Annotated in this window: 19 protein-coding genes; 6 read left to right on the top strand and 13 right to left on the bottom strand. The window is 44.2% G+C overall.

All coding sequences use genetic code 11. The annotated features are described in order from the left end of the window. The first annotated feature begins 34 nt into the window (after nucleotides 1–34). Nucleotides 35–1,960, top strand: a complete 1,926-nt coding sequence (locus tag R7Q48_RS13775) for a RecQ family ATP-dependent DNA helicase (protein ID WP_318132336.1) — start codon at nucleotides 35–37, stop codon at nucleotides 1,958–1,960. Here the strand turns inward: R7Q48_RS13775 and dinB are convergent. Continuing rightward, on the bottom strand, nucleotides 1,957–3,021 hold the full coding sequence (dinB, locus tag R7Q48_RS13770; RefSeq protein ID WP_025998728.1) for a DNA polymerase IV: 1,065 nt from the start codon (nucleotides 3,019–3,021) through the stop codon (nucleotides 1,957–1,959). The two genes, R7Q48_RS13775 and dinB, sit on opposite strands and share 4 nt — an antisense overlap. A 76-nt stretch (nucleotides 3,022–3,097) precedes the next feature. After that, nucleotides 3,098–3,331 carry a DUF2789 domain-containing protein gene (locus R7Q48_RS13765; protein WP_005380277.1) on the bottom strand — a complete coding sequence of 78 codons (234 nt, stop codon included), beginning with the start codon at nucleotides 3,329–3,331 and terminating at the stop codon, nucleotides 3,098–3,100. 187 nt (nucleotides 3,332–3,518) lie between these two features. Between R7Q48_RS13765 and R7Q48_RS13760 the strand changes: the two genes are divergently transcribed. Beyond that, nucleotides 3,519–4,736, top strand: a complete 1,218-nt coding sequence (locus R7Q48_RS13760) for a response regulator (RefSeq protein ID WP_225496626.1) — start codon at nucleotides 3,519–3,521, stop codon at nucleotides 4,734–4,736. A 158-nt stretch (nucleotides 4,737–4,894) separates the two neighbouring features. Here R7Q48_RS13760 and nqrM read toward each other — a convergent pair whose 3' ends face one another. From nqrM to bolA, 9 genes are all read right to left on the bottom strand, one after another. After that, nucleotides 4,895–5,128 (bottom strand): (Na+)-NQR maturation NqrM, encoded by a 234-nt coding sequence (nqrM, locus tag R7Q48_RS13755; protein ID WP_005380273.1) that lies wholly within the window; start codon nucleotides 5,126–5,128, stop codon nucleotides 4,895–4,897. A 22-nt stretch (nucleotides 5,129–5,150) separates the two neighbouring features. Further along, complete coding sequence (locus R7Q48_RS13750; RefSeq protein WP_262681196.1) at nucleotides 5,151–6,155, bottom strand: FAD:protein FMN transferase; 1,005 nt, start codon at nucleotides 6,153–6,155, stop codon at nucleotides 5,151–5,153. A gap of 155 nt (nucleotides 6,156–6,310) precedes the next feature. Continuing rightward, complete coding sequence (nqrF, locus tag R7Q48_RS13745; RefSeq protein ID WP_005380271.1) at nucleotides 6,311–7,534, bottom strand: NADH:ubiquinone reductase (Na(+)-transporting) subunit F; 1,224 nt, start codon at nucleotides 7,532–7,534, stop codon at nucleotides 6,311–6,313. 33 nt (nucleotides 7,535–7,567) lie between these two features. Next, nucleotides 7,568–8,164 (bottom strand): NADH:ubiquinone reductase (Na(+)-transporting) subunit E, encoded by a 597-nt coding sequence (nqrE, locus tag R7Q48_RS13740; protein ID WP_005380270.1) that lies wholly within the window; start codon nucleotides 8,162–8,164, stop codon nucleotides 7,568–7,570. A gap of 7 nt (nucleotides 8,165–8,171) precedes the next feature. Next, nucleotides 8,172–8,804 (bottom strand): NADH:ubiquinone reductase (Na(+)-transporting) subunit D, encoded by a 633-nt coding sequence (locus R7Q48_RS13735; protein WP_005380269.1) that lies wholly within the window; start codon nucleotides 8,802–8,804, stop codon nucleotides 8,172–8,174. Further along, entirely contained in the window at nucleotides 8,804–9,574 is a 771-nt protein-coding gene (locus R7Q48_RS13730) for a Na(+)-translocating NADH-quinone reductase subunit C (protein WP_005380267.1), read from the bottom strand. The genes R7Q48_RS13735 and R7Q48_RS13730 overlap by 1 nt, the downstream gene beginning before the upstream one ends. Then, nucleotides 9,564–10,808 (bottom strand): NADH:ubiquinone reductase (Na(+)-transporting) subunit B, encoded by a 1,245-nt coding sequence (locus R7Q48_RS13725; RefSeq protein WP_005380265.1) that lies wholly within the window; start codon nucleotides 10,806–10,808, stop codon nucleotides 9,564–9,566. The genes R7Q48_RS13730 and R7Q48_RS13725 overlap by 11 nt, the downstream gene beginning before the upstream one ends. A 5-nt stretch (nucleotides 10,809–10,813) precedes the next feature. After that, nucleotides 10,814–12,154 (bottom strand): Na(+)-translocating NADH-quinone reductase subunit A, encoded by a 1,341-nt coding sequence (locus tag R7Q48_RS13720; RefSeq protein ID WP_042521444.1) that lies wholly within the window; start codon nucleotides 12,152–12,154, stop codon nucleotides 10,814–10,816. A gap of 473 nt (nucleotides 12,155–12,627) precedes the next feature. Continuing rightward, entirely contained in the window at nucleotides 12,628–12,936 is a 309-nt protein-coding gene (gene bolA / locus R7Q48_RS13715; RefSeq protein ID WP_005380262.1) for a transcriptional regulator BolA, read from the bottom strand. A 243-nt stretch (nucleotides 12,937–13,179) separates the two neighbouring features. Here bolA and R7Q48_RS13710 point away from each other — a divergent pair, with 243 nt between their 5' ends. The 4 genes from R7Q48_RS13710 (at nucleotide 13,180) to R7Q48_RS13695 (ending at nucleotide 16,905) form a co-directional block, all read left to right on the top strand. After that, on the top strand, nucleotides 13,180–14,334 hold the full coding sequence (locus tag R7Q48_RS13710) for a methyltransferase (RefSeq protein ID WP_256903027.1): 1,155 nt from the start codon (nucleotides 13,180–13,182) through the stop codon (nucleotides 14,332–14,334). 32 nt (nucleotides 14,335–14,366) lie between these two features. Beyond that, nucleotides 14,367–14,936 carry a YajG family lipoprotein gene (locus R7Q48_RS13705; protein ID WP_005380259.1) on the top strand — a complete coding sequence of 190 codons (570 nt, stop codon included), beginning with the start codon at nucleotides 14,367–14,369 and terminating at the stop codon, nucleotides 14,934–14,936. After that, nucleotides 14,936–15,481: a peptidylprolyl isomerase gene (locus tag R7Q48_RS13700; RefSeq protein WP_005380258.1), complete on the top strand. Its 546-nt coding sequence runs from the start codon at nucleotides 14,936–14,938 to the stop codon at nucleotides 15,479–15,481. The genes R7Q48_RS13705 and R7Q48_RS13700 overlap by 1 nt, the downstream gene beginning before the upstream one ends. Before the next feature lie 71 nt (nucleotides 15,482–15,552). Beyond that, entirely contained in the window at nucleotides 15,553–16,905 is a 1,353-nt protein-coding gene (locus R7Q48_RS13695) for an AmpG family muropeptide MFS transporter (protein ID WP_005380257.1), read from the top strand. Between the two features lie 63 nt (nucleotides 16,906–16,968). Here R7Q48_RS13695 and R7Q48_RS13690 read toward each other — a convergent pair whose 3' ends face one another. Together R7Q48_RS13690 and R7Q48_RS13685 are read right to left on the bottom strand one after the other, a co-directional pair. Next, complete coding sequence (locus tag R7Q48_RS13690; protein ID WP_005380256.1) at nucleotides 16,969–17,628, bottom strand: ChrR family anti-sigma-E factor; 660 nt, start codon at nucleotides 17,626–17,628, stop codon at nucleotides 16,969–16,971. After that, nucleotides 17,625–18,209 carry an RNA polymerase sigma factor gene (locus R7Q48_RS13685; protein WP_017636022.1) on the bottom strand — a complete coding sequence of 195 codons (585 nt, stop codon included), beginning with the start codon at nucleotides 18,207–18,209 and terminating at the stop codon, nucleotides 17,625–17,627. The genes R7Q48_RS13690 and R7Q48_RS13685 overlap by 4 nt, the downstream gene beginning before the upstream one ends. Between the last annotated feature and the right edge of the window lie 22 nt (nucleotides 18,210–18,231).

Raw genomic sequence — 18,231 nt, 5'->3', positions numbered from 1 at the left:
CCTAAGTTTACCATCAAAGAAAGGTTTCCCTATTATGCAAAGTGACTCGCTGCATCAAACACTTCAATCTGTATTTGGTTTTGACTCATTACGCCAAGGTCAGCAACCCGTTATTGAAGCCGTTATGAATGGTTACTCTGCTGCGGCAATCTTTCCTACAGGCTCGGGGAAGTCACTCTGTTATCAACTACCTGCAACCATATTACCCAACCTTACGTTGGTGATCTCTCCGTTGTTGGCGTTAATGAAGGATCAACTGAGCTTTTTACAAAGTAAAGGAATCGCTGCCGCTTCTATCGATAGCAGTCAAAGTAGAGAAGAAGCACAAAAGGTCATGGCTGGCGTGAAGAATGGACAAATCAAAATCTTGATGATTTCTGTTGAGCGGCTAAAAAACGAGCGTTTTCGTGAATTCATTCGCCAAGTACCGATTTCTTTGATGGTCATTGATGAAGCGCACTGTATTTCCGAATGGGGGCATAACTTTCGTCCAGATTATCTCAAACTACCGCAATATCAACGTGAACTGAACATCCCACAGTCTTTACTTCTCACCGCAACGGCAACGCCTGCAGTTATTGAAGACATGCAAAAAAAGTTCGATATTGCCAGTGAACATATTACCGTTACAGGCTTCTACCGCTCTAATCTGGATATCTCGGTGATCCCGTGTGAGGAAACAAAGAAACAAGAACAGCTCAGTGAGATCATCGCCTCTTCACCTAAGCTTCCGACCATCGTATACGTGACGCAGCAGCAAACAGCAGAACGAGTAGCAAAGTCATTAATCCATATTGGCATTAACGCTCACGCATACCACGCTGGCATGAAAAGCGACGTTCGTGAACAAATCCAACAGCAGTTCATGGATGGCCAAATTGACTGTATTGTTGCAACGATTGCATTTGGTATGGGGGTCGATAAATCTGATATTCGACGCGTCATTCACTTCGACTTACCCAAATCAATCGAGAACTACGCACAAGAGATTGGACGTGCAGGCAGGGACGGGCAACGCTCTGAGTGCATTCTGCTAGGCAATACGTCCGGCTTAACGGTGTTGGAGAATTTTGTCTATGGTGACACACCAGAATTTACGTCAATTAACTATGTAGTCGAGCAAGCGAAAGAACATGCTCCACAATGGGAGGTAGTGCCACTGCGTTTGTCGCGTGAAAGTAATATCCGCCAATTGCCAATCAAAACCTTGTTGGTTTATTTGGAGCTACATAACGTCATTGAAGCAAAGTACAGTTACTTTGCGGAATATCGGTTTAAGTTTTTGCACGATCAGCAATTTATTGTGAATCAATTTCAAGGCGAGCGACGTCAATTTGTGGAGGCTATTTTCTCCTGCTCGCAAAAAGCCAAAGTATGGTGCCAAGTTGACCTAGAAGCGCTATGGATGAACTATCAATCGGAACGCAGCCGAGTTGTCGCAGCGCTCGACTATTTTCACCAGAACGGCTGGATAGAACTAGAGAGCAAACAACTGACGGACGTGTACTCAGTTATGCCAACCAAACAGAGCTCGGATGTTTTAATCCAACAACTGTATGAACTGTTCCAATCCAAAGAAAGCAAAGATATCGAAAGAATCCACACCATGCTGCACTTGTTCCAGTCCGAGCACTGTTTGAGCTCACAATTGGCGAACTACTTTGCGGATCACGATGCACCAAAGCAATGTGGTCACTGCTCCGTGTGTCGTGGTCACGTCGCCACATTCACAGCACCAGAACCTGAAGATATTGAACAATCTCAAGTATCGATATGGGCGCAGGAGTTTATTCAGCTGTCCCCATCAGTCATCAGTAATGATGCCGTTGCTCGCTTCTTGTGCGGAATCAGCACTCCTTTGATTAGCCAGCTAAAAGCCTCAAAGCTAGCAGGTTATGGTGCAATGGCAAATGTAAGTTTTGAGCAGGTATTAACGCAGGTAGAAACGGTAAGGGCCTAAAAAAAGCTCAATTGACGCGCTTGGTCTTCGGGCTTGAGCATCACGTTCAAGCCTAAAAGGCGAATTTCCCGTCCATTTTGGCGTTTAAGAATATCTCTTAGCAAGATCTTGAAGTCCTCAAGCTCTAATTGCGGATGGATGTGCTCAATTGTTGTCAGTTGAAAATCGGCAAATTTGACTTTAATACCTTGTTTAATAATCGACTTATCTGGGCTTGCACGCTCTAAACGTTTCTCGAGTTCAGGATAAAGTTTCTCCTCAATCACTTGCCAACATTCACCATAGGTTGCGATGTTCTGGCTGAATGTCCTTTCCACACCGACGGACTTTCTCTCGCGCTCAACAACGACTTCTCGATTATCAATTCCATGGCTTCGCTGCCATAAGGAGGCACCCTGACGACCAAACTGCCTCAACAACTCTCGATAGTCACTGTTTTTAATGTCCTCACATCGATAAAAACCGGCTTGGTGGAGCTTCTCAAGACTCACCTTCCCCACGCCAGGAATATTCTCTAACGGAAGACTATCGATAACCTCTTGGACTTTCTCTGGCGGAATCACAAACTGACCGTTGGGCTTGTTCATGTCTGACGCGACCTTGGCAAGAAACTTAATCGGAGCAATGCCCGCCGATGCCGTCAACCCAAGTTCACTCCAGATATCACGGCGAATTGACTCTGCGATCAACGTTGCGGAGCCACGGCAAGCTGTCGAGTCCGTGACATCGAGGTATGCTTCATCCAATGAGAGAGGTTCAATGATAGGCGTATAACGCTCAAAAATAGCACGAATCTGCTGAGAGACTTGCTTGTATACATGCATTCTACCGGGCACAACCAACAAATGAGGACAGAGTTGCAGCGCGCGCGCCGTTGACATTGCACTGCGAACACCATATTTACGCGCATCATAATTACAGGTGCTAATCACTCCACGCTGCTTTTCATGTCCGCCAACAGCGAGTGCAATGCCACGGTAACTGGGGTTATCTCTCATCTCTACGGCAGCATAAAAACAATCCATATCGACATGAATAATTTTTCTAATTCGATCTGACATAGCCATCAAGGTACTGTTCAAAAAAACAGTATAAATCAAATCTACCTGAAGAGAAATGGGCGTGTTTAAGCGAACGTCAATCTCGAAGCATTACGTCCAGTTGATCGACCAATTCGGCCCAATCTGCATCTTCTTCGATGGCTTGTTTTAGAAAGTTCGCCTGTGACATCGTCCAAAAGCTAGCTTCATGTAAAGGCGCAGAATCTCTTTTGTGTCGATGTTGATTAATAAAATCTTTCATTTCTTGAGGAGAGCTACCGAGGCCCAGTTGTTGAAATAGCTCAGCCATACCATGTTGATGCATTTCCATACTACTTTCTCCCTACGTTAGCTAAACATAATTATATAACTAAGACAGGAATAATGATGTGATGTTAACGGATGCGTGTCAAACATTTGGGTAGTTGTTCTACTTTTGGTTGACATGTGTTTTTTGATGGCGATAAGTTTAATTTTAGTTATCATTGATTTTAAACAATTAATTTTGGGGACTGCGCTTGAGTAATAAGATTCTGGTTGTTGAAGATAGTCGTGCGTTTAAAAACTTTCTTTGCCAAACAATAAGCCAAGCTGGTTATGAGGTCATCGCAGCAGAAAGCTACGCGGAGGCAAAGAACTTGTTATCTTCAGCACAGGACCTCTTCTGTGCGGTTTTAGACTATTGTTTACCGGATGCTCAAGATGGCGAGATTATTGACCTCGTTTTGGAACATGGTCATCGTGTCATTGTTTTAACGGCTCGATTTCAAGAAGACACTCGCGAAAAGATGCTCGCAAAAGGTGTCCTCGACTATATTTTGAAAGACAGCATGGCGTCCGTTTCCTATCTATTACCACTCCTCAAGCGACTAACCAACAATCAACAACACAAATGTTTAGTCGTTGATGATTCACACACCGTAAGAAGACACATTGCCCAACTTTTGGAGCATCAATACATTCAAACGTTGGAAGCTGACAATGGGCAAAAAGCCCTAGAGCTTGTCGAGCAAAATCCAGATATCACTCTCGTTTTAACCGACCATGACATGCCCGTTAAAGATGGCATTACGATGGTGCGAGAATTACGTCGGAAGTGGGATAAAAATCAATTAGCCATTCTCGGCTTGTCGGGTAGTAACTCTAAGACCATGACGGCTAGGTTTCTAAAAGCAGGGGCCAATGACTTTTTATACAAGCCATTTAATCAAGAAGAATTTTTTTGCCGTATTCACCAACTGTTAGATATCAAAGACGCAACATCTGAACTGTTTAAAATGGCAAATCAAGATGCGCTAACGGGCTTATGGAACCGCCGCTTTCTGTTTGAGCAGCCCCATGTAGAAAACGCTCAAAGAAACATCGCGATGCTTGATATCGATTTCTTTAAGCAAGTAAATGATACACACGGACATGAGGGCGGCGATGCCGTGCTAGTCATGATAGCGAATATTCTAAAAATCTATTTTCCAAATGATATTGTCGCTAGGCTTGGTGGCGAGGAGTTTTGTATTCAAGCCAGTGGCGACTATGACGGCTTTCTAACACGCTTAGAACAAATGAGACAGCGCATAGAAAAAACGCCAATAACTTATTTGGACAAAAACATTCTTGTGACCGCGAGTATTGGTGTAAGCAACATCGTGGGGGAGCTAGAACAACAAATAAAAGTGGCGGATGAGCGACTTTACATGGCCAAAGAGAACGGACGTAACCAAATCATTGCTTCGTCCTAATGATTATCGATGTAGTCTTGCTCTATAACATGAGAGAAAGAAACAACAAAACACGGTATTGAGCTCTTTCTCGGACATCTGAGTTTTGGTTAGCCGCCTAAAAATAAAGCTCAGCAGAACGCTGAGCTTTATCACTTTCTTAGTACGATTAACCAATACTAAGCAATTCTATCTTTTTCCCACGCCGCCAATTTCTCAGCACGCGCAGCCTCTCGCGCTTCACGTTTTTTACGCGCATCGCAGGGTTCTGGACAATTACACACTTTTTCGATGCCAACTGCCCCTAAGCCACCACAGCTACCTTTCACGACTTTCTTTTGGAAAATGTATCCGACAGCCATTGCAGTGATTACCGCGACAAACACAGCAAAGGTAATTAGAAATGTATTCATAAAAACATGCTCACTTCTGTTGTTATTTCTTCATGAATGGCTTGTATGCTTCCGAAGCCAACTCTTTAAAACCATCTTCCGTTTTCACAATCATGAAAACAGGAATATTATTTTCGTTCGCAATTGCCATGCCTTTGTCTTCACCTAGCACCATAAGACCAGTTGCAAGACCATCAGCAGTCATCGACGATTTATCTAATACCGTTACAGACACCACTTTATGATGAATTGGTTTGCCTGTTCGTGGATTAATAATATGAGAGTATCTCACACCATTACTCTCAAAGTAATTACGATAGTCACCACTTGTTGCAATTGCCATGTCGCCTGGTTCAATAATTTCTTGAATTGAACGTTCATCAACGGTCGGTTTTTCAATTGCGATACGCCAAGGCACACCTTCACGATTGACACCTTTGAGACGCATTTCACCGCCAACTTCGACCATAAAGTTCTGTACCCCTTCAGATTGAAGGTAGTCAGCAACCACGTCAACCCCCCAACCTTTCGCAATCGTCGATAGGTCGATGTACAAGTTAGGAAGATCTTTGGACAGTTTATTACCATCAACAGATAGGTGGTGAATACCGGTATTTGCTTTGCGAGCAGCGAGTTCTTCATCGGTTGGAACTACATCTGGACGAGCTTCTGGACCAAACCCCCACAGATTAACTAGAGGGCCGACCGTCACATCCAACGCGCCTAAAGTAAGACCGTTAAGACGAATTGCTTCTTTCACTACCGTTGCTGTTTGTGTCGAAACTGTAAATGGCTCGCTCGTTTGATGCTGGTTAAAACGACTTAACTCTGAGTCGTCACGATAGGTCGACATTTGGTCATTAACCTCTTCCAATAAGCGATCAATTTCTGTCTGCATCTCTTTTGGCGTTGGAATACCATCTTGCTCGATATACTTGATGTTGTAAGAAGTCCCCATGGTAGGACCACTTAAATGAATTTGATCTGCAGGCTGCTCACAGCCAGCCAAAATCAATAGAGAAGCGAATGCAACAAGCCACTTTTTCACTTGTTAACTCCCAATGTTGTTGAATTGATATGGGAAATAGGACCAATCCTTTCAATCCGATTACCTATATCAACTGTTGAGTATCAGTTTTATGTCTATAAAAAATAATGGCTAGCTCTTGGAGAGCTAGCCATAGATTCAATCACTTGGAGGAATTAACCACCGAAGTCATCTAGTAGGATGTTTTCATCCTCTACACCTAGATCTTTTAGCATGCCGATTACAGCAGCGTTCATCATAGGTGGACCACACATGTAGTATTCACAGTCTTCTGGCGCTTCGTGATCACGTAGGTAGTTCTCGTAAAGAACGTTGTGAATAAAGCCAGTGTAACCATCCCAGTTATCTTCTGGAAGTGGATCAGACAGTGCACAGTGCCATACGAAGTTGTCATTCTCAGCTTGTAGCATATCGAAATCTTCTACGTAGAACATTTCACGCTTAGAACGTGCGCCGTACCAGAAAGACATCTTACGCTTAGAGTGCAGACGCTTAAGTTGGTCGAAGATGTGTGAGCGCATTGGAGCCATACCAGCACCACCACCAACGAATACCATTTCTGCATCTGTATCTTTCGCAAAGAACTCACCAAATGGACCAGAAATAGTACACTTGTCGCCTTCTTTTAGAGACCAGATGTACGAAGACATGATGCCTGGTGGTACGTCTGGGTTGTTCGGCGGCGGAGTTGCGATACGAACGTTAAGCATGATGATACCGTGCTCTTCTGGGTAGTTAGCCATAGAGTATGCACGAATGGTCTCTTCATTAACTTTAGACTCGTAACGGAAAAGGTTGAACTTCTCCCAGTCTTCACGGTATTCCTCAGGAATATCGTAGTCTGCGTATTTCACGTGGTGAGCAGGAGCTTCAATCTGGATGTAACCACCAGCACGGAAAGGTACTGATTCGCCATCTGGAATTTGTAGCTTAAGCTCTTTGATGAATGTCGCTTTGTTATCGTTAGAGATAACAGTACATTCCCACTTCTTAACGCCGAAGATTTCTTCAGGAAGCTCGATATCCATGTCAGTTTTCATTGCAACCTGACACGCTAGACGCTCACCTTCACGCGCTTCACCTTTAGTAATATGGTCAAGCTCGGTTGGTAGGATGTCGCCACCACCTGATTTAACTTTTACGCGACACTGACCACATGAGCCACCGCCACCACAAGCAGAAGATACGAATACGCCAGCACCTGCTAGAGCACTCAGTAGCTTACCACCTGGTTGTGTAACGATCGCCAGAGAAGGGTCATCGTTCACAGAAATTGTAATGTCACCTGTTGGTACAAGCTTAGACTTAGCGAAAAGAATCACTAGTACTAGTGCAAGTACGATCAGAGTAAACATCACTACACCAAGAATAATGTCCATTGACTATTCCTTAATTGTTGCGGTTTACCCGACTTACAGTTGAACACCAGAGAAAGACATAAAGCCTAACGCCATAAGACCTACAGTGATAAATGTGATACCAAGACCACGTAGACCTGGAGGTACGTCAGAGTACTTCATCTTCTCACGGATACCTGCAAGAGCAACGATTGCTAGCATCCAGCCCACACCAGAGCCGAAACCGTAAACGATCGATTCAGCAAAGTTGTAGTCACGTTGTACCATGAAAGATACACCACCGAAGATTGCACAGTTTACTGTGATCAGCGGTAGGAAGATGCCTAGCGCGTTGTACAAAGGTGGGAAGAAACGGTCTAGGACCATCTCTAGAATCTGTACAAGTGCTGCAATTACACCGATAAAGGTGATGAAGTTTAGGAAGCTAAGGTCCACGCCCTCAACTAACGCGTTCTCTCTCAGAACTAGGTTGTATACTAGGTTGTTCACAGGAACAGCGATAGTCAGAACTACCACAACTGCAACACCTAGGCCGAAAGAGGTCTTAACCTTCTTAGATACGGCAAGGAAAGTACACATACCTAGGAAGAAAGACAGAGCCATGTTTTCGATGAAAATCGATTTAACTAACAGACTAATGTAATGTTCCATGACGTCCTTACTCCTTCGCTTCTACTTGTTCTGGTTTCAGAATACGGATTACCCAGATAAGGAAGCCGATTAGGAAGAATGCTGATGGTGCTAGTAGCATTAGGCCGTTAGGCTGGTACCAACCACCGTTGCTCACTAGAGGTAGAACTTCTAGACCAAATAGTTTGCCTGAGCCAAATAGCTCACGGAAGAAACCTACAGTGATAAGAACGAAGCCGTAACCTAGACCGTTACCAATACCGTCAATAAGAGATGGTACTGGCGCAGACTTCATTGCGAATGCTTCAGCACGACCCATTACGATACAGTTAGTGATAATCAGACCAACGAATACAGATAGCTGTTTAGAGATATCGTATAGGTAAGCTTTTAGCACTTGGTCTACCACGATTACTAACGATGCGATGATTGCCATCTGAACGATGATACGCACACTGTTAGGAATGTGGTTACGGATCAATGAAACAGAGAAGTTAGACAACGCAGTTACAAATGTTACCGCTAGTGTCATTACAAAAGCTGTTTCTAGTTTAGTTGTTACTGCAAGAGCAGAACATACACCAAGAACTTGTAGCGCGATTGGGTTGTTATCCAATACTGGCGCTAGAATGCTCTTTTTAACGTTTTGTGCACTAGACATTAGTTAAGTTCTCCGTCACGAACTTTTGCTAGGAAAGGACCAAAGCCCATATCACCTAACCAGAAGTCAAATGTGTGTTGAACACCATTACTAGTGAGCGTCGCTCCTGATAGGCCATCAACACCGTGCTCAGAACCTTGCGGTGCGCCGCCTTTCACGACCTTAATCGCTGGCTGGTGATCTTCATTGTACAATTTCTTACCAATGAATTGATCGCGCCATGAAGGGTTCTCTACTTCACCACCAAGTCCAGGAGTTTCACCTTGCTCGTAGTAAGTAATAGCAGACACAGTGTTACCATCAGTTTCAACGGCTACAAAGGCATACATCATCGACCATAGTCCTTTACCGTGCATAGGCAGGATAACTTTTTGGACTTCATCTTGATCTTTTACAAGGTACACCACTGCTGTATTCGCGCGACGACGGATATCAGCTACGTCTTCTTCTGGTGTCAATGCGATTGAACGTTCTGCATCTTTTGATGCTTCACGTTGATCGTACGTAGATGCATTACCCTCAGTAAAGTTACCTGTTTCAAGGTCTACTAGACGAGGTTCGATGTACTCAGCAAATAGCTCTGGTACTTTCTTACCGTTTGCGTCAATGCCTGCAACTTCAACGATCTTTGATTGCTTATCTAGGACAGCGTTAGCTTTTTGCTTATCACGCAGACCTACTGCTGCTGTTGATACGATGATTGAACAAACAAGGCTCAACCCGATAACAACACCCAGCGTCTTTTTAATGCTGTCGTTATTACTTGCCATAGCGTGCTAGTCTCCGCTTGATGTTCTTCTCAATCACTACATGGTCGAACAGAGGTGCGAATAGGTTCGCGAATAGAATCGCCAGCATCATACCTTCTGGGTACGCTGGGTTAACTACACGGATCATCACACACATTGCACCAATCAGGATGCCGTACCACCATTTACCTTTGCTAGTAAATGACGCTGATACTGGGTCCGTTGCCATGAAGAACATACCGAATGCAAAACCACCTAGAACTAGGTGCCAGTGCCATGGCATATTAAACATTGGATTAGTGTCAGAACCGATCACGTTAAACAGAGTCGATACTGCGATCATACCGATCATTACACCCGCAATGATGCGCCATGAAGCGATTCGCATGTAAACGATCATCGCTGCACCGATCATTAGAGCTAGAGTCGATACTTCACCAATTGAACCAGGGATGTTACCGATGAACGCATCCATCCAAGTGATAGGAGCGCCAGTCACTGTGTTAACTAGAGCACCGTTACCACCTTGAGCCCATTGGCTAAGAGCAGTTGCACCAGAGAAGCCGTCAGCTGCAGTCCATACTACGTCACCCGAAATTTGCGCTGGGTAAGCGAAGAATAGAAATGCACGACCTGCAAGTGCAGGGTTAAGGAAGTTACGACCTGTACCACCGAAGATCTCTTTTGCTACAACAACACCAAATGTGATACCTAGCGCCGCTTGCCATAGAGGTAGCGTTGGTGGAACGATAAGTGCGAATAAGATAGAAGTTACAAAGAAACCTTCGTTAACTTCGTGCTTACGCACCATACAGAACAACACTTCCCAGAAACCACCAACAATAAATACTGTTGCGTAGATTGGCAGGAAGTAAGTCGCACCTAGTAGCATCTTACTGCCAACACCCGCTTCCGCACCGATAGTGCCGCCAAGCATTTCTGTTAGCCAGTAGTGCCAGTTACCTGCGATAACTGTCGCTAGTTGGTCACCAGCGTACATGTGGTTAAGTGCTGCAATAGCTTGGCCACCTGCGTTGTACATACCCCAGAACATTGCTGGGAATACCGCAAACCAAACCATGATCATGATACGTTTTAGGTCAACGCTATCACGAACGTGCGAGCTTTTATTTGTTACGATACCTGGCGTGTAAAAAACTGTTGCTACAGCTTCGTACAGGGCAAACCATTTTTCGTGTTTGCCACCAGGCTCAAAATGATGCTCGATGTCTTCAAGAAACTTTTTAAGAGCCATGAAAATTACCCTTCCTTCTCGATAGTATCTAGGCATTCACGAAGTAACGTACCGTACTCGTACTTACCTGGACATACAAAGGTACACAATGCTAGATCTTCTTCATCCAGTTCAAGCGCACCCAGTGCTTGAGCACTGTCTGTGTCGCCGGCACATAGATCACGAAGCAGCAAAGTAGGCTCCATATCTAGAGGCATTACGCGTTCGTAGTTGCCAATTGGAACCATTGAACGATCACTACCATTGGTCGTCGTTGTCATATTGAACAACTGACCTTTGAATACGTGACCAAGGAAAGAGCGAGTTACCGAGAACTTATTCTTACCAGGCATTGCCCAGCCAAATAGTTCTTTTTCACGGCCTTCACGTAATACAGAAACCTGTTGATGGTAACGGCCAAGGTATGCGTGTGGACCAGTTGCATGTGTACCTGTTAGTACTGAACCAGAGATCACACGAACTTCGCCAGGCATCAGCTCGTTATCTGTTAGGTCATCTAAGCTTGCACCCATTACGGTACGAACTAGACGAGGGTTATTCACAACTGGGCCAGCTAGAGACACAACACGATCTGTGCATAGCTCACCAGTTAGGAACAGCTTACCGAACGCGATAACGTCTTGGTAGTTGATGCTCCATGCCACATTCTCTGCATTTACTGGGTATAGGAAATGCATGTGGGTGCCAGCAAGACCTGCTGGGTGAGGGCCATCGAAGACGTGTTCTTCTACGTTAGACTGTGAAGAGCGTGGCAAGCTAGTGCCAGATTTACATACGTAAACCTTGTCTTCTGTCAGGGCTGAAAGAATGTCTAGACCAGCAATGAATGCTTCTTGTTGCTCATTAATGATCAACTCAGGCTTAGCTGCTAGTGGATTAGTATCCATTGCAGTTACGAAAATAGCCTTAGTAGAAGACTCGATTGCAGGAACCTTGCTAAACGGACGAGTACGTAAAGCGGTCCATAAGCCAGAGTCAACCAACTGAGTCTTGATCACTTCACGATCTAGACCTGAAAGTTGAGCGGCTTCGAACTTATCAAATGTCACCTGCTCTTCACCTGCCACTTCAATCACTACAGATTGAAGGACACGTTTAGCGCCACGGTTAACTTCGATCACTTTACCGGCTGCTGGTGCAGTAAATTTCACGCCTGGGTTCTTTTTATCTTCAAAAAGAACTTGCGCTTTTTTCACTTCATCACCAACGCGGACATGCATGGTAGGTCGCATGCCAACGTACTCTTCGCCAAGCAAGGCGACTTTTTTGATGGTCTTACCATCATTAATCACCTGGGATGGAGTTCCTGCGATAGGAAGATCCAAGCCCTTCTTTATTGTAATCATACGCACTTGCACTACTTTTATCGGGAAAAAGATTCTTTTGATTGCGTAACTTTTAGACACGACATCAGTGTCCGGTTTTGATGTTGTTTTAAACATCAAAATCGCAACATCCTATTAAAAATCTCGTCACAAGGAATACGCGAGATTTATCAGGTGCCGTAGTCTAGCATTTTTTAGGAACTTGATGCCATGATCAATCATTAGAATAGAGGGGTTATTTCGGTAGAATCAGGTCTAAAAGGTCAAAGAATAGTCATAACTTTGACCCATCGCACAAATGCCATATTCCATACATATCTTATGGAAAAGTGATATTCATCGCCTGAAATATTCTGCAATTTCCATTCATTTGTTGAAACACTGTTAACACATTTTTTAACCAGAATTTGTGCCACGTTAACGTCCCTAAAGAATGTAAAACGAAAAAAGATGGCCTTAAGCCACCTTTCTCTGCACCTTTATATCTTGCGTTTTTAGTGACCGCCACCCATACACATCGGGCTATCAGGGGCGCCATCTTGTTCACGCTTCCACTCTTCATCAGTGTATGTATGAATAGCTAATGCATGAATGTGGTTATCCAGTTCATCTGCCAAAATTTGATGAACTTGACGATGGCGCCCAATCAAACGCTGTCCCGCGAACGAATCACTCACAACAATCACTTTGAAATGACTCTCTGAGCCTGGTGGAACATTATGCATGTAGCTCTCATTAATGACTTTGAGATAGCTGGGTTGCAGCTCACTGTGTAGTTTCTTCTCTATGATTTCTTGGATCATATTCGTTCCTCATTGATGCGAATTCCATAAGTATATACCTAAGTAAAGCAGACATGCATCACTCAAACGTCACTCTCATTATTGACGCACTTTGTAGACATATTGTCTCAAGGCCCTCGACTCCATGAACATGCCTAGAGAGCGGCCATCACTGAACTCGTAAAATTTGACAGCTTTTTGTATCTCGACACGTCATCATTTGCGACAATAACACTTAATTTCTAAATCAACTTACATTTAGCTATGAAAACCGAACTGAACCTTCACGAGCGAAGCTTAACACTTCATCGTTTCCCAAAACGTAGTAACGAAACGCTACAAGCGTGGGATGCCGGTGATGAGTATCTTATTAATCATGTTGAAGAGCTTGCTTTGCCAGACAATCAAAACATCCTCGTGATTAATGACAGCTTTGGTGCCCTCTCCTGCTGGTTTTCGGAAAAGCACCATGTAACGCTAATGAGTGATTCATTCATCTCACATAAAGGTGCACAGCAAAATCTCGAGCAAAACCAGTGCAATAAAGTAGCGTTTGCCACCACGATGGACCTCGTTCCTGCCAATATTGATCTCGTCTTGCTGCAACTGCCCAAAAGTAACCGCCATCTAGTGTGGATACTAAGCCAATTAAGAAAGGCGCTACCGGCTTCCTGCCCCGTCTTTGCAGTCAATAAAGCGAAAGACATTCACACTTCGACGCTAAAACTGTTTGAAAAATACTTAGGCGAAACAAAAACATCTTTGGCCTGGAAGAAGCACAGATTGGTGTTTTCTCAAGCAACAGTTGAGCCTACGATTGAAGTAATGCCTTTCACGACTTGGCGCGTTGATGGCGAAGATATCGAACTCAAGAACATGCCAAATGTCTATTCAGGAGAAAGTTTAGATTTAGGTGCACGCTTTATGCTGCAGCACCTGCCTCAAGACCCTTCGATAGACAATGTCATCGACCTCGGCTGCGGCAATGGTGTTCTGTCTGTTAAATTTGGTCAGTTGAATCCAAATGCTCGGCTAACATGTGTTGATGAAAGTTTTATGGCGCTTGAGTCGGCAAAACAGAACCTACGCGACAACCTTGGTGAAAATAGAGACATACAGTGCATAGCGAACAATTGCTTGGACGGTTTTAAACACAGCAGCAGCTCTATGGTTATGTGTAATCCACCGTTTCATCAACAACAGGCAATCACCGATCATATTGCTTGGCAAATGTTCTGCGATGCTAAACAAGTATTAAGTGAAAATGGCCGTTTACTGGTTATCGGAAATCGTCACCTCGGGTACGACGCAAAACTCAAACGTCTGTTTGGCGATAAAAATGTGAAACTTATCGCTTCCAACAATAAGTTTGTGATTTTACAGGCTACAAAAAATCCTGCTAAATTAAGCGCAAAATAAGCTTTAGCAAAATAGTTAAAAGGAATAATAAAATGAGAAAATTGGTACTTGCGGCTTCGGTTGCGTTGCTTGCTGCGTGTTCAGCCCCTCAACAACCTCAGCTGAACCTGATGCCAGAAAGCACATTGAGCACCAATCCAATTGTTCAAGGCAAGACTTACAGTTTGACCAGCAAAGATGTACGTGCAGCGCAGTACGTGGCGTTGGTGGATAACGGCCGTTCGAACATTCTTCCTCTTCATGCTAAACAGAATTTACGTATTGCGTTAGAAGAAGCATTAGAGAAGCAATTCTCATCTCAAGGTTTCCATGCGGATCTAAACAGCAACAACGCGATTGAATTGAGCGTTCAAGAAGCGTTGGTCAACGTGAAGCATTCGGTGATGGAAAATGAGATGGATGCTAAAGTTGTGCTGGAAATCACAGCAGAGACACCTGAGGGCAAGCTAGTCAAAACTTATACAGGTACAGCAAAGCGATCTGGCACATTGAGTGCTTCTGATGCCGATATTGAAGAGACATTGAATGATGTGGTGACATTGACGCTTAAAGAGATTGCCAATGACCCTGAGCTTCGTCAATACATGCAGGAGCGTTTCTAATGTTACGCAAAGCGATTCTGTCTTTAGCATTACTCAGCTGCAGCGTTTGGGCTGGGCCAAAAGTAGCGTTTGAAACGACCCTTGGTTCATTTACGGTTGAGTTAAACGAAGAGAAAGCACCTATCACTGTCGCTAATTTTCTGAAATATGTAGAAGATGGGAGCTACGAAGGTACTATTTTTCATCGTATTATCCCAGGCTTTATGGCGCAAGGTGGCGGCTTTAACCAAGATATGCAGATGGTGAAAACATACGCGCCAATCAAAAACGAAGGAAATAATGGTCTAAACAATGACCGTGCTACCATCGCCATGGCACGAACTAATGCACCAAACTCTGCAACTCGTCAGTTTTTCGTCAACTTAGTCGACAATGACTTTCTCAACTATGGCGCTCGACCACCAGGTTATGCTGTATTTGGTGAGGTTACTGAGGGGTTCGACGTTATCCAGAAAATGGCTCAGCAGCCGACCACGACAGTAGGCCGAATGCGTGATGTACCAGAGACGCAAATCGTCATCACCAAAGCTACACTACTTAAATAGCCAAAACGATAAGCCCTTTGAATAATCGAAGGGCTTTCTCTTTCAACGGCTTCATTTTATTGGATTGATTTATGTCTTCATTACCTTCCATCACTTGGTTGGAAACGGTAAAAAGTTACCTCGATAAACGACTCATGTGGGTTTTCATGCTGGGCTGCTCTAGCGGCTTTCCGTGGGTTCTTATCGGTTCAAACATGTCAGGTTGGCTAAAAGATGCCGGCTTGACCCTCTCCGCAATTGGCTATTTTGGTAGCGTTTTTGCGGTCTATGCGATCAACTTTCTGTGGGCACCTCTGGTTGACCGCGTGAAGCTGCCAGTCCTCTTTAGACTGCTGGGGCAAAGACGTAGCTGGATTTTCTTTTGCCAAAGTATCGTACTCGTCGCTACCCTATTTATTGCCGGCGTTAATCCAGCGGAAAACTTGGTGTTTGCGTCACTACTCGCCTTGTGCATTGCAACGGCTTCAGCGACACAAGACATCGCAATTGATGCTTTTCGTATTGATACTTTCCCAAAGTCAGAAGAGTCTAAACTGCCTCAAGCTTCTGCAATGGCGGTCATTGGCTGGTGGACAGGTTATTCACTACCGGGTTATTTAGCGTTTGTTAATGCTGACAGTGTCGGTTGGAATGGTGTGTACTACGGGATGGCGGTGATAGTCGGCATTCTAATGGTCTTTACGATTTTAGTCGGTGAACCGAAGACTCAACGCGAACAACTTCAGTCTGCCGCTGAACAACGCCACAAAGAAGTGGTTGGTTCAAAAGTCGTAGCTTGGTTTACCGTGACTGTTGTAGAACCTTTCCTTGATTTCTTTAATCGCAATGGCGTCCGTGTCGCGATTACTCTGTTGCTGTTCGTTTTCCTATTTAAAATTGGCGAAGCGTTTTTGGGCAGGATGTCGATCGCGTTCTATAAAGATATTGGTTTTAGCAATGAACAAATTGGCTATTACTCCAAACTGATCGGTTGGGGAGCCACCATCTTCTTTACTTTTGTCGGAAGCATGTTCAATGTTAGGTTTGGTATTGTACGTGGATTAATGATCGGCGGTATTGCTATGTCTGCCAGTAACTTGATGTTTGCTTGGATTGCTTCGGTAGGCCCAAACGAGCACTTGTACTTAGCCACGATTATTGTCGATAACTTTACGACTGCTTTCTCAACTGTCGCTTTTGTTTCATTTTTGACGATTCTAACCGGGCAAGCATTTTCGGCAACTCAGTATGCGTTGCTTGCCTCTCTAGGAAACTTCGGACGGACGACTCTTGCTTCTTTCAGTGGCGAGCTAGTGGATTATCTTAATGATTGGAGCACATTCTTCGTGCTTACCGCTGTCATGGTCGTGCCAAGCTTGATTATGTTGTACTCGCTACGACATTACTTTGATGCTCTATTGGAAAAAGCACGTCACAAACATTAACGAAACATATAAAAAACCACCGAATTCGGTGGTTTTTGTTTTGCGAGATATAAGATAAGAAGTCTATGGGTATAACCCTTTACCAAACATATTAAATATACGTGCCACGCCTTGAGTAAAGATCATCGGCTCAGTCAATACGGTTAAACACAAGCAGTCTTCTCCGGCCTTAGTGTAAGGGCTGTGCTTCACTGATGCGTCTCTAATCATCAAATCGCCTTCTTCATATTGGCCATCCTCGTCACTAAATCCACCATGTAGGATCAATGTAGACTCCAGGCCTTTGTGCGTATGTTGAGGAATTTGCACATCTTCCCCGATGTACATTAAGCTGACACGAGCGTCTTCCCCTAGGTCAATCTGAGCACTGAAAACCTTGCCTCCGTAACTTCTCCATGACCCTACGAGGTCAGAGAAACGCGCTAGAGTTTTAGGAAGAGCGAAACTTTTTCCTGCCACATTAACAGCAGCAGAGTCGCGGATCACGATATTATCAGTCGCTGGCTCCGCATTGATGATGTCATTAAACATGTCGTCAAATTCAGAAACATACTCAGAAGGTATGTCACTTACGATGTTCGCTTGACTTGCTTCGACTTGGTTCACATAAGCTCGGCACTTGGTGCATGTTTCTAAATGGGTTGCGACCACAAGACCAGAAACTGCATCAATGCTTCCCGAAGCGTATGCTTCTAACAAGCTGTTATCTGGGTGTTTGTTCATAGTTGCTCCGTATGCATTGAATGCCTTAGCTTTTCTACTGCAAGCCTCAGCCTGGATTTTACGGTACCGAGGGGTATATCAAATAATTCCGCGACCTGTTGATGAGGTAACTCTTCAAGATATACCGCTTGTAAAACATCTCTCTGGTTTTTCGGTAATATATCTAAAAACTTAACCACCTGTTCTTTCAACATATCTTGTTCTGGTGAATAGTGATCAACAAGATCAGGTGGATAATACTCTGACGGCCAAATGTCATCAGAATGAATGTGTAATTCCTTACCTTTCTGTTTTCTCAGCAGATCAAAACAAAGGTTTCGGATTATGGTATATATCCAAGTCGATAACGCGCTCTTTTCACCATCATAGAGGTGCGCTTTCTGCCAAACTGTCGCCATGGTCTCTTGCACCATCTCCATAGCAACTTGCTCATTACCAACATGTTTGTAAGCGAATTGCTTCAGCTTGGGTGCGTAAAAACGGAATACAAAAGCGAACGCATCTTTGTCTCGATCCTTCACTTTATCCATGTAATCGTTCCAATCACTGCGCCCCAGTTTTTTCGGGCTATCACTCATCATAATCGGCCTTAATTTGTGGGAG

This window comes from Vibrio sp. 378 (assembly GCF_033339435.1).
This window is presented reverse-complemented; position numbering and strand designations above follow the sequence as displayed.

Excerpts from the sequence above, each read along its gene's own strand:
- R7Q48_RS13775 (WP_318132336.1), top strand. The coding sequence starts at position 35 with ATGCAAAGTGACTCGCTGCATCAAACACTTCAATCTGTATTTGGTTTT.
- dinB (WP_025998728.1), bottom strand. The coding sequence starts at position 3,021 with ATGTCAGATCGAATTAGAAAAATTATTCATGTCGATATGGATTGTTTT.
- R7Q48_RS13765 (WP_005380277.1), bottom strand. The coding sequence starts at position 3,331 with ATGGAAATGCATCAACATGGTATGGCTGAGCTATTTCAACAACTGGGC.
- nqrM (WP_005380273.1), bottom strand. The coding sequence starts at position 5,128 with ATGAATACATTTCTAATTACCTTTGCTGTGTTTGTCGCGGTAATCACT.
- nqrF (WP_005380271.1), bottom strand. The coding sequence starts at position 7,534 with ATGGACATTATTCTTGGTGTAGTGATGTTTACTCTGATCGTACTTGCA.
- nqrE (WP_005380270.1), bottom strand. The coding sequence starts at position 8,164 with ATGGAACATTACATTAGTCTGTTAGTTAAATCGATTTTCATCGAAAAC.
- R7Q48_RS13735 (WP_005380269.1), bottom strand. The coding sequence starts at position 8,804 with ATGTCTAGTGCACAAAACGTTAAAAAGAGCATTCTAGCGCCAGTATTG.
- R7Q48_RS13730 (WP_005380267.1), bottom strand. The coding sequence starts at position 9,574 with ATGGCAAGTAATAACGACAGCATTAAAAAGACGCTGGGTGTTGTTATC.
- R7Q48_RS13725 (WP_005380265.1), bottom strand. The coding sequence starts at position 10,808 with ATGGCTCTTAAAAAGTTTCTTGAAGACATCGAGCATCATTTTGAGCCT.
- R7Q48_RS13720 (WP_042521444.1), bottom strand. The coding sequence starts at position 12,154 with ATGATTACAATAAAGAAGGGCTTGGATCTTCCTATCGCAGGAACTCCA.
- bolA (WP_005380262.1), bottom strand. The coding sequence starts at position 12,936 with ATGATCCAAGAAATCATAGAGAAGAAACTACACAGTGAGCTGCAACCC.
- R7Q48_RS13710 (WP_256903027.1), top strand. The coding sequence starts at position 13,180 with ATGAAAACCGAACTGAACCTTCACGAGCGAAGCTTAACACTTCATCGT.
- R7Q48_RS13705 (WP_005380259.1), top strand. The coding sequence starts at position 14,367 with ATGAGAAAATTGGTACTTGCGGCTTCGGTTGCGTTGCTTGCTGCGTGT.
- R7Q48_RS13700 (WP_005380258.1), top strand. The coding sequence starts at position 14,936 with ATGTTACGCAAAGCGATTCTGTCTTTAGCATTACTCAGCTGCAGCGTT.
- R7Q48_RS13695 (WP_005380257.1), top strand. The coding sequence starts at position 15,553 with ATGTCTTCATTACCTTCCATCACTTGGTTGGAAACGGTAAAAAGTTAC.
- R7Q48_RS13690 (WP_005380256.1), bottom strand. The coding sequence starts at position 17,628 with ATGAACAAACACCCAGATAACAGCTTGTTAGAAGCATACGCTTCGGGA.
- R7Q48_RS13685 (WP_017636022.1), bottom strand. The coding sequence starts at position 18,209 with ATGATGAGTGATAGCCCGAAAAAACTGGGGCGCAGTGATTGGAACGAT.